Annotated in this window: 9 protein-coding genes and 1 tRNA gene; 7 read left to right on the plus strand and 3 right to left on the minus strand. The window is 60.3% G+C overall.

Going from position 1 to position 9240, the window contains the following annotated elements; genetic code table 11:
* The 3 genes from Q8O80_RS06415 to Q8O80_RS06425 all read left to right on the plus strand — a co-directional run.
* On the plus strand, window positions 1-760 hold a 760-nt coding region (locus Q8O80_RS06415), incomplete at its 5' end, for an ATP-binding cassette domain-containing protein (RefSeq protein ID WP_305578130.1).
* A 96-nt stretch (window positions 761-856) separates the two neighbouring features.
* Window positions 857-1492: a PilZ domain-containing protein gene (locus tag Q8O80_RS06420; protein WP_305578132.1), complete on the plus strand. Its 636-nt coding sequence runs from the start codon at window positions 857-859 to the stop codon at window positions 1490-1492.
* Between the two features lie 151 nt (window positions 1493-1643).
* Window positions 1644-2324 carry a PilZ domain-containing protein gene (locus Q8O80_RS06425; protein ID WP_305578134.1) on the plus strand — a complete coding sequence of 227 codons (681 nt, stop codon included), beginning with the start codon at window positions 1644-1646 and terminating at the stop codon, window positions 2322-2324.
* A 47-nt stretch (window positions 2325-2371) separates the two neighbouring features.
* Here the strand turns inward: Q8O80_RS06425 and Q8O80_RS06430 are convergent, their stop codons facing one another.
* Window positions 2372-3316 (minus strand): AraC family transcriptional regulator, encoded by a 945-nt coding sequence (locus Q8O80_RS06430; RefSeq protein WP_305578136.1) that lies wholly within the window; start codon window positions 3314-3316, stop codon window positions 2372-2374.
* Between the two features lie 97 nt (window positions 3317-3413).
* Between Q8O80_RS06430 and Q8O80_RS06435 the strand changes: the two genes are divergently transcribed.
* Window positions 3414-4172, plus strand: coding sequence for an SDR family NAD(P)-dependent oxidoreductase (locus tag Q8O80_RS06435; RefSeq protein ID WP_305578138.1), 759 nt, complete (start codon window positions 3414-3416; stop codon window positions 4170-4172).
* A gap of 99 nt (window positions 4173-4271) precedes the next feature.
* Here Q8O80_RS06435 and glnA read toward each other — a convergent pair whose 3' ends face one another.
* Window positions 4272-5681, minus strand: coding sequence for a type I glutamate--ammonia ligase (gene glnA, locus Q8O80_RS06440; RefSeq protein WP_305578140.1), 1410 nt, complete (start codon window positions 5679-5681; stop codon window positions 4272-4274).
* Window positions 5682-5750: 69 nt separating this feature from the next.
* Window positions 5751-6089 carry a P-II family nitrogen regulator gene (locus Q8O80_RS06445; RefSeq protein WP_305578142.1) on the minus strand — a complete coding sequence of 113 codons (339 nt, stop codon included), beginning with the start codon at window positions 6087-6089 and terminating at the stop codon, window positions 5751-5753.
* Window positions 6090-6461: 372 nt separating this feature from the next.
* Here Q8O80_RS06445 and Q8O80_RS06450 point away from each other — a divergent pair.
* From Q8O80_RS06450 to Q8O80_RS06460, 3 genes are all read left to right on the plus strand, one after another.
* Window positions 6462-6546 (plus strand) — tRNA-Leu (locus Q8O80_RS06450).
* 46 nt (window positions 6547-6592) lie between these two features.
* Window positions 6593-7972, plus strand: a complete 1380-nt coding sequence (gene tig / locus Q8O80_RS06455) for a trigger factor (RefSeq protein ID WP_305578144.1) — start codon at window positions 6593-6595, stop codon at window positions 7970-7972.
* Window positions 7973-8141: 169 nt separating this feature from the next.
* A partial coding sequence (locus tag Q8O80_RS06460; protein ID WP_305578146.1) for an NAD(P)H-hydrate epimerase occupies window positions 8142-9240 on the plus strand: 1099 nt, incomplete at its 3' end.

The following is a 9240-nucleotide window of genomic DNA, read 5'->3' on the forward strand; positions in this document are numbered from 1 at the left end:
TGTCAAATCCAAATATTTGCGGGAACGGGCCGAAAAGATTGAGAGCACTGTCCGCTCGATCCACAAGGACCGCAGCGGCGAGATCCGGCTGGGCAATAGCGGCGCACAAGCCAGGGTGATGCTGGCCTTCGACAATGTGACGGTCAGCAATCCGGTGGGTGAAAAGCTGTTTGTCATCGACAAACTGCATGTGTTTCAGGGCGACCGATTGGTGGTCCTGGGCCGCAATGGCGCGGGCAAGTCGCAATTCATGGGACTGCTGCACCGGACCATCAACGGGCAGGAAACGCCGGGTATCCGCGTCAGTCCGCAGATTGTGCCGGGCTATATCGATCAGGCGATGTCGTTTCTGCCCGACAGGATCTCGCTGCTTGATTACATCACCAGCCGGTTTGATGTCGGGGATCAACGCAGCATGAGCCTGCTGGCTGCGGCGGGGTTCGCGCCCGAGAGGCAGGATCGGCCCATCGGTACCCTGTCATTGGGCCAACGGGCCAGGCTAGGTCTACTGGCGCTGCGCCTGCAGGCACCCAATTTCTATCTGCTGGATGAGCCGACCAACCATGTCGACATCGCCGGTCAGGAGCAGTTGGAAGCCGAAATCCTCTCCCATGGCGCCAGCTGCGTGCTGGTGTCGCATGACCGCAGTTTTGTGCGTGGACTGGGTGAGCGCTTCTTGCTGATCGACAAGTGCAAGTTGGTCGAAGTCGAAACCCCCGAACTATTCTTCTCGAGCATGGCGCAGGAAACAACCCTATAGAATTATCTGACGTGTCAGGCAATTAGCTAGATCTGGTAGGTAAGTCTTTATCATTTTGACTGCAGTCTTGTGTTGTTTGCTCGGGGGAGGTTTTCGATGTCTGTGCTGTCAGATGTACGACGCCATGACGATGTGCGCTATATTGGGGCATTGACGGGCTGCTACACACTGGCGGAGCGGCGAGAGACTGCGCAAGATGCAGTGCCGGTCTATGCCTGCCGTCTCTGTTCGATCTCTCCGGTCCAGGCGGTCATTGTTGCGCCGGTGATTGCACAACAAGCAGAGCCAGTATCGATGCATTTTCAGGATTTCGGGGTGTTGCGCGGGCCGGTGGTCCGACCGACAAGGACCGGCTTCGTGCTTGACCTCGAACTGGACGACGCTGAACGTGCCAAACTGGCCGCGAAAATTCGTTGGAAAAAGAACAGCGGGCGCAGTCAGTTGATCGACAAACGTGAGTTCAAGCGTGTGTTGCCCCGACACCCGCGGACAGTAATGACGATGGCGGATGGCAGCATGACGCCATGCTTTGTCATCGACATATCGCAATCAGGTGCTGCAGTCTCGTCGAGCATTCTGCCGGCCAAGGGAACGCCGCTGGCGATCGGTGGCTTGCTGGGCCGCGTTGTACGGCGGCTCGATGTTGGCTTTGCGGTAGAGTTCATTGCTGTTCAACCGCTGGAGGGCCTGGAAGCCCGAATGGCGATGCATAGTCCCGGCCTCGTGACCTAAGCAGAAAACCTTATCTAGTCGCGTCAGCAAGTTTTAACGAAATCTCCCTAGTCTTTGTTGGTATTCTGATTGCTTGCAGGCGTAGGCCCGCTTTCATTTGAATATTTCTCATGTCTTGGCTCTTACTGGGGCGTGGGGGAGGGACCTATCCATGTCGCTAGATGTAGATTGCGCGGACGTATCGCCGCGCTCCAATTTTGATTGGCACGACGTGCGCTTCATTGGTGCCATCGGCGGACGCTACGCCATGGCCAGTCGCCCGCACCGCGGTGCGCACAAGGCGCCGGTCTATGCTTGCCGCCTCTGTTCGGTATCGACCCGGCTTGCTGTCGTGGTCGGGCCGGTGGTGGGCCGACCGGGTGAAGATATCATTGCGCACTTTGACGGCTTTGGCCTGCTGCGGGGGTGTATCACCCGCCAATTGCCCAGTGGTTTCGTCATGGATTTGCGGCTGAACGCGACAGGGCGCGAGAAGCTGGGTCGCAAGATCGTCTGGCACAAAAAACACTTCTACGAACAGTTGGAGGACCGGCGCGAGCATAAGCGCATCCAGTTGCGCGAGCCGCGCACGGTCGTCACGCTGGGCGATGGCACACAGATGCCCGGTTTTGTGATCGATGTGTCGTCCTCAGGCATAGCCTTGTCGACCCGATCCGCTCCGCCGCTGGGGACGCCGCTGGCTGTCGGGCGGCTGGTGGGCCGGGTGGCGCGCATTCTTGAGGTCGGGTTTGCCGTCAAATTTCTCGCCTCGCAGGATATTGAGGAGATCGAGACGCTGATCGTGCCGCCCCAACTGGCGCCGATCACTGCCGCAGACGGCGATCGCGCCTGAACGGCTAGCGTGGTGGGGTGACCAACCTGGCGCTGGCGAATGGGCCCTCAGGCGATGGCGCCCTCAAACTCCCCTGCGGCCATGCCGGGCAAGGCATGCATGTCGCGCGCATAGCGGGCCGGCGATACGCCGACTTCGCGCGTGAAAGCCACGCTGAAGGCGCTTGACGATCGATAGCCCACCTGCCGGGCAATTTCGCCCACGCTCGCTTCCCGCTTGCGCAGCAGGTCCTTGGCCAAAGCCAACCGCCAGACCTTTAAGTACTCCATCGGCGCCATGCCCACCGCGCTCTGGAACCGCTCATGGAATCCTGAGCGGGACAAAGCCGCCTGGCGTGCCAGTTCGACCACCGTCCAGCCGCGCTCGGGCCTTTCATGCATGCCCCTTATGGCAACGGCTAGCCGATCGTCCGACAGGCCCCGCAACAATCCCGGCGCATCGCCCAGCTCGACCGTCGACCGAAGCGCTTCGATCAGCAGAACTTCCAGCAAATGCTGCAACACCACTTCGCGCCCCGGCTTGCTACCCCCGGCCTCGTCACCCAGCAATTGCATCAGCATAGCCAGGCGATACTCGCCCCGCACCACCACCAGCTCAGGCAGTAGAGATGAGAGCAGGGTCGCATCGTCGGACTGGAATATGCAGTATCCCACCAAGGCCCGCATATCGACCGGCCCATCAACACTGCCGACCCGATAGCCACCCCCCGGCAGGATCACAGGATCGATCACCATGTCATTGTCACTGCTTGGGACATCACTCCACATCATGAAGTCCTGCGCCGAGGGGATCAGAATGAAATCCCCTGCATTTACGATGACCTCGCCGCTTTGATGATCCCGGTAACGCAGGCTCCCCTTGAGCACCGCGACGTAATAGGGGTTTGGCGATTGTGTCCGTCTCACCCGCCACGCCCCTGATCCGGTTACACATTTGGAGAACGGCGCGCCGGGCTGCAGCAAGCCAACGATCTGCGCCAGGGGATCAGGCATTCTGGACTCATTCGAAATAAACTTGGACTATTACATATAGAACGTCCAGCTGCTGATGACCACCTCCTGTTTGGCCAATCAAAAACAGGATCATGCCATGACTGAAAACTCACGCATCGCACTCGTCACCGGCGCCAATCAGGGTATCGGGCTGCAAATCGCTACCGATCTCGCTGCCAAGGGCCTGACAGTACTGCTCGCCTCGCGCAACCTTGACCGGGGCACGGCAGCCGCCCAGACAATTGCCGGGGATGTTCATCCCCTCCAGCTCGACGTCACCGACCCGGCCTCCATCCGGGCCGCGGTGGCGCAAGTCGAGCAGCAGTTTGGTCGCCTCGACATTCTCATCAACAATGCCGCCATCTCCCGGGCCAATGGCCAGGAAAGCGAGACCATGCAGGACTACATCCGGCGCTCGCGGGCCACGCTGATCTCGGTTGATGAAGTGCGCGCCATTTGGGAGACCAATGTGTTTGGTGTCCTGGCCGTCACCCAGGCCTTCGTACCCCTGCTGCGCACGTCGACTGGCGCCCGGATTGTTAACATTTCGAGTGGCCTCGGTTCGCTCACCGTCAACGCAACGCCGCATCCCTACCGAGCGACCTTCAACCCCGGCTACGGCGCCTCCAAGACCGCGCTCAACGCCATTACGCTGGCCTTTGCCATCGATCTTGAAGCGGAGGGTATTGCCGTCAACGCGGTGACCCCCGGCTTCACCAGCACTGCGCTCAACAATTACGAAGGCACCGAAACCGTCCAGCAGGGCGCCGCCGAAGCCGTCCGCGTCGCCCTCCTGGGCAGAGACGGCCCGACCGGCACCTTCACGGCGTCGGTCAACGAAACCCATCCCTGGTAGCCGCCCGGGACTGTCGGCACCATGCCGACGGCCCGCCTCCATTATGACAAACAAAAAGGGCGCCTGGCGGCGCCCTTTCCTCGTTCAGACCTGTTCGGCTTAGGCCGAATAGTACATTTCGTATTCGACTGGATGCGGGGTCTGCTCGAACTTGACGACTTCGGTCATTTTCAGCTCGATATAGCTGTCGATCTGGTCCTTGTCGAAGACGCCACCGGCCAGCAGGAACTCGTGATCGGCTTCCAGGGCGCCCAGCGCTTCACGCAGCGAACCGCAGACATGAGGGATCTGCATCAGTTCCTGGCGCGGCAGTTCGTACAGATCCTTGTCCATCGGGTCGCCGGGGTGGATCTTGTTCTTGATGCCGTCAATGCCAGCCATCAGCATGGCCGAGAAGGCCAGATACGGGTTGGCCAGCGGATCGGGGAAACGGATCTCGATGCGCTTGGACTTGGGCGACTGGCCGAACGGGATGCGGCATGAGGCCGAGCGGTTGCGGGCCGAATAGGCCAGCAGCACGGGGGCTTCAAAGCCTGGCACCAGACGCTTGTAGCTGTTGGTGGTCGGGTTGGAGAAGGCGTTGATGGCCTTGGCGTGCTTGATGATGCCGCCGATATAGTACAGCGCATCCATGCTCAGACCAGCATACTGGTCGCCAGCGAACAGCGGCTTGCCGTCCTTCCAGATCGACTGGTGGCAGTGCATGCCTGAACCGTTATCGCCGAAGATGGGCTTGGGCATGAAGGTCACGGTCTTGCCATAGGCATTGGCAACCTGGTGGATGACATATTTGTAGATCTGCACGTCATCGGCAGCCTTGATCATCGGCGCAAACTTGATGCCGAGTTCGTGCTGGGCCGAGGCCACTTCGTGGTGGTGCTTTTCAACCACAACGCCCATGTCGGCCATTGCGGCCAGCATTTCGCCGCGGATGTCCTGTGCGCTATCGAGCGGCGGTACCGGGAAATAACCCTTCTTGAGACCGATATGGTGGCCGCTATTGCCGGCTTCATAGGCGGTGTCATTGTTGGACGGCAGTTCGGGATGGTCGACTTCAAAGCCCACCTTGAACGGGGTATTGGAGTACTTCACGTCGTCGAACATGAAGAATTCCGGCTCGGCGCCGAACACGACGGTGTCGCCGATGCCAGTCGACTTCAGATAGGCCTCGGCCTTCTTGGCCGTGGTGCGCGGGTCGCGGCTATAGGGCTGGTAGGTCAGCGGCTCGAGAATGTCGCAGTTCACCACCATGGTGGACGCGCTGAAGAACGGGTCGATGTAGTGCGAATTGGGATCGGGCATCAGCACCATGTCGGACTCGTTGATGGCCTTCCAGCCACCGATAGAGGAACCATCGAACATGGTGCCTTCTTCAAACAGGTCTTCATCGACGATGGAAACGTCGAGCGTGACGTGCTGCAACTTGCCGCGCGGGTCGGTGAAGCGCAGGTCGAGATACTTGATGTTCTCGTCCTTGATGCGCTTGAGGAGGTCAGCTGCGGTGGTCATTAGGTCTTCCCCTGTCTGGATCGGAATGCTTGGGTTGATATGGCGGCGCGTCGCGGTCAGGGCAAGGCCCTAGAGCGCGTCGTCGCCGAATTCTCCGGTGCGGATACGGATGGCTTGCTCGATCGAATAAACGAAGATCTTGCCGTCGCCGATGCGCCCGGTCTGGGCGGCGCTGCGGATCGCTTCAATGGCCTTTTCGGCGAGTTCATCGGGGCACACGACCTCGACTTTCACCTTGGGGAGGAAATCCACGACATATTCAGCGCCACGATAGAGCTCGGTGTGACCCTTCTGACGGCCAAAGCCCTTGGCTTCGGTCACCGTGATGCCCTGGAGGCCAACTTCCTGCAGCGCCTCTTTGACTTCGTCGAGCTTGAACGGCTTTACGATAGCCTCGATCTTCTTCATTTGAGCCTCCACGGGTCATTTGGGCGGGTACGCCAGAGCAGTATGCACGGCTTGTGCCAGCTCGGTTTGTGAGTTCAAACAATAGCATAAACAATGTGTTATGACGACCTGATCCCTTGGGGCCCGCGGCTGCGGCCATAGTGAATGATTAAAATCTAGGCAGTGTGGGTGTTTCGCGAGCAAAGCTGCGCCATTTCGGCCGGCTCGTTGCCGCCGGCCGCCGCTACATTGTGCATATTGGTGAGCGGTGCCGGGTGGCTTTGCCGTGCTTTGGGCGCGCGGGACCGCAATCCGCGCAAATCGAGCAGCAAGGCTTTGACTGGCTTTGTGTCTTCCTATAGATGCAAGCCAACCCGGCCAACGGGTCCTTCAGCGGGTGTGGCGGAACTGGTAGACGCACTGGATTTAGGTTCCAGCGCCGCAAGGCGTGGAGGTTCGAGTCCTCTCACCCGCACCAAATGGGATCTGGCCCTCTAGAGATAATGATTACGGGATTGATCCGAATGCAGGTTACCGAGACCCTCAATGAAGGCCTGAAGCGCAAGTTGAGCGTTACCATTCCGGCTGCCGACTTGAACACACGTCTGGACGTCAAGCTCGAAGAGCTCAAGGGCCAGGCCAATATCAAGGGCTTCCGTCCCGGCAAGGTGCCGATGGCGCACATCAAGAAGATGTATGGCCGTTCGGCGATGTCCGAGGTGATGACCGACGCGATCAACAACACCGTGTCCGAGACGCTGGACAAGCGCGAAGAGCGCGCTGCGGCGCAGCCCAAGGTGGATCTGCCCGACGACCAGGCCGTGATCAACGACGTGCTGGATGGCAAGGCCGATCTGGCCTTTGAAGTTGAATATGAAGTGCTGCCACCCGTCACGTTGATGGACCTCAAGGGCGTGGCGCTGACCAAGCCGATCATCGACATCAGCGATGACGAGGTGACGGCCGAAGTGAACCGTGTGTTTGCCCAGAACCGTGGCTATACCGACAAGGGCGACGACGCCGTTGTGGAAGATGGCGATCGCCTCGGCCTGTCGTTTGTCGGCAAGATCGATGGCAAGGAATTTGATGGCGGCAAGTCCGACCATGCGCATCTGACCGTGGGCTCGAAAGAGTTCATCCCCGGCTTTGAAGAGCAGTTGATCGGCTTCAAGAAGGGCGAGACGCGCGACATCGAGGTGACCTTCCCCAAGGATTACCAGAGCGACGAGCTGGCCGGAAAGAAGGCGGTTTTCACCGTTACCGTGCTGCATGTCGATGGTCCGAACGCCGGCGAACTGAATGACGAGTTTGCCAAGAGCCTGGGCATGGATGACGTGGCGGCGCTGCGCGAGGCCGTCAAGACCCAGATGGAATCGGCGCTGGCGTCGATGAGCCGTCAGCACATGAAGCGTCAGGTGCTTGACGCTCTCGATGATGGCCACAAGTTCGACGTACCGGCCCAACTGGTCGAGGCCGAATTTGCCACTATCTGGCAGCGCGTCGAGCATGAAGTGCAGAGCCACGGCAAGTCCTTTGAAGACGAAGGCACCACCGAGGAAGCGGCACGCGCCCAGTATCGCACCATTGCCGAACGCCGCGTGCGTCTCGGCCTGGTGGTTGCCGAAATCGGCAACAAGAACGACGTCAATGTGACTGAGGAAGAGCACCAGCAGGCGCTCATCGCCGAGGTGCGTCGTTTCCAGGGTCAGGAACAGCAGGTTTATGACTACTACCGTCAGAACCCGCAGGCACTGGCTGGTCTGCGTGCACCGGTGTTCGAGAACAAGGTCGTCGATTTTGTCATCGAGCAGGGCAAGATCACCGACAAGAAGATGACCCGTGAAGAATTGGCCAAGCTGATCCAGGCCGACGAAGACGATGTTCCCGAAGAGCATCACCACTAGATTGCTTAGAGGGATCACTGCACGGCCGCCCAGAAATGGGCGGCTTTTTGCTTTCTGGGTCTAGTTGAGTTTACCGCATGGTGAGCTTGTCGAACCGCGTGGTGACCGGGCACAATGCCACCACCTCGTTCTTTGACAGGCTCAGGATGAGGTCTGTTGAGAGATTTCCATGACAGTTGCTCCCGCTGATATTCTTCTCACCCCGCAACAGATGGGTGAGGCCGACCGGCTGGCGGTGCAGGCCGGCAGCCGGTCACTCAAGTTGATGGAGGCCGCGGGCCAGGCGGTCGCGGAGGCCGTGCATGAGCACTTCTATCAGCGCTCGGTACTGGTGCTGTGCGGGCCCGGCAATAATGGCGGCGATGGCTTTGTGGTGGCGCGGCTGCTCAACCAGAAGGGCTGGCCGGTGCAATTGCGCCTGGTGGGTTCACCCGAGGCGCTCAAGGGTGATGCAGCGGCCATGGCCAGGCAGTGGACGGGCCGGCTGGCCGCGCCGACCCTGCAGGACATCGAGGATGCCGATCTGATCATCGACGCCCTGCTGGGTGCCGGTCTTGACCGCGATGTCGAAGGCGCATTTGCCGAGATTATCGAGGCGGTCAATGCCAGCACAAGGCCGGTGGTGAGCATTGACGTGCCTTCGGGGCTTGATGGCGCCACCGGTGCCGAGCGCGGCCCCACCATGATCGCCGAGCTTACCGTGACCTTTTTCCGCCTCAAGCCGGGGCACTTGCTGCAGCCAGGCCGGGAGTTGTGCGGTGAGGTCGTGCTGGCCGATATCGGTATTCCGGCAAGTGTGCTCGACCTGATCGATGCGACTACCTGGCAGAATACGCCAGCACTATGGTCGGTACCGGTGGCCGATAGCGCTGGCAACAAGTTTGACCGTGGCCATTGCGTGGTGGTGTCGGGCGGGCCGTTGCAGACCGGCGCGGCGCGGCTAGCGGCCATGGCGGCATTCCGGGTGGGTGCCGGGGTGGTGACGCTGACAGGCAGTGAGGCGGCGCTGATGGTGCATGCCAGCCACGTTACAGCGGTGATGCTCAAGCCCGCCGAGGATCGCGCCGCGCTGGCCGCGTTGCTGGCCGACAAGCGGATGAATGCCGTGGTGATCGGGCCGGCCGCGGGCGTTGGGCCAAAGACGCGCGACAATGTCCTGGCGGTGCTGGAATCGGGCGCGGCCGCCGTGCTCGATGCCGATGCGCTGACCAGCTTTGGCGGCGATGTTGACGCCATGGCGGGTGCCATCAAGGCGCAGGGACGGCCTG

The sequence above is a fragment of the Devosia sp. genome (assembly GCF_030689745.1).
Taxonomy (GTDB): Bacteria; Pseudomonadota; Alphaproteobacteria; order Rhizobiales; family Devosiaceae; genus Devosia; species Devosia alba.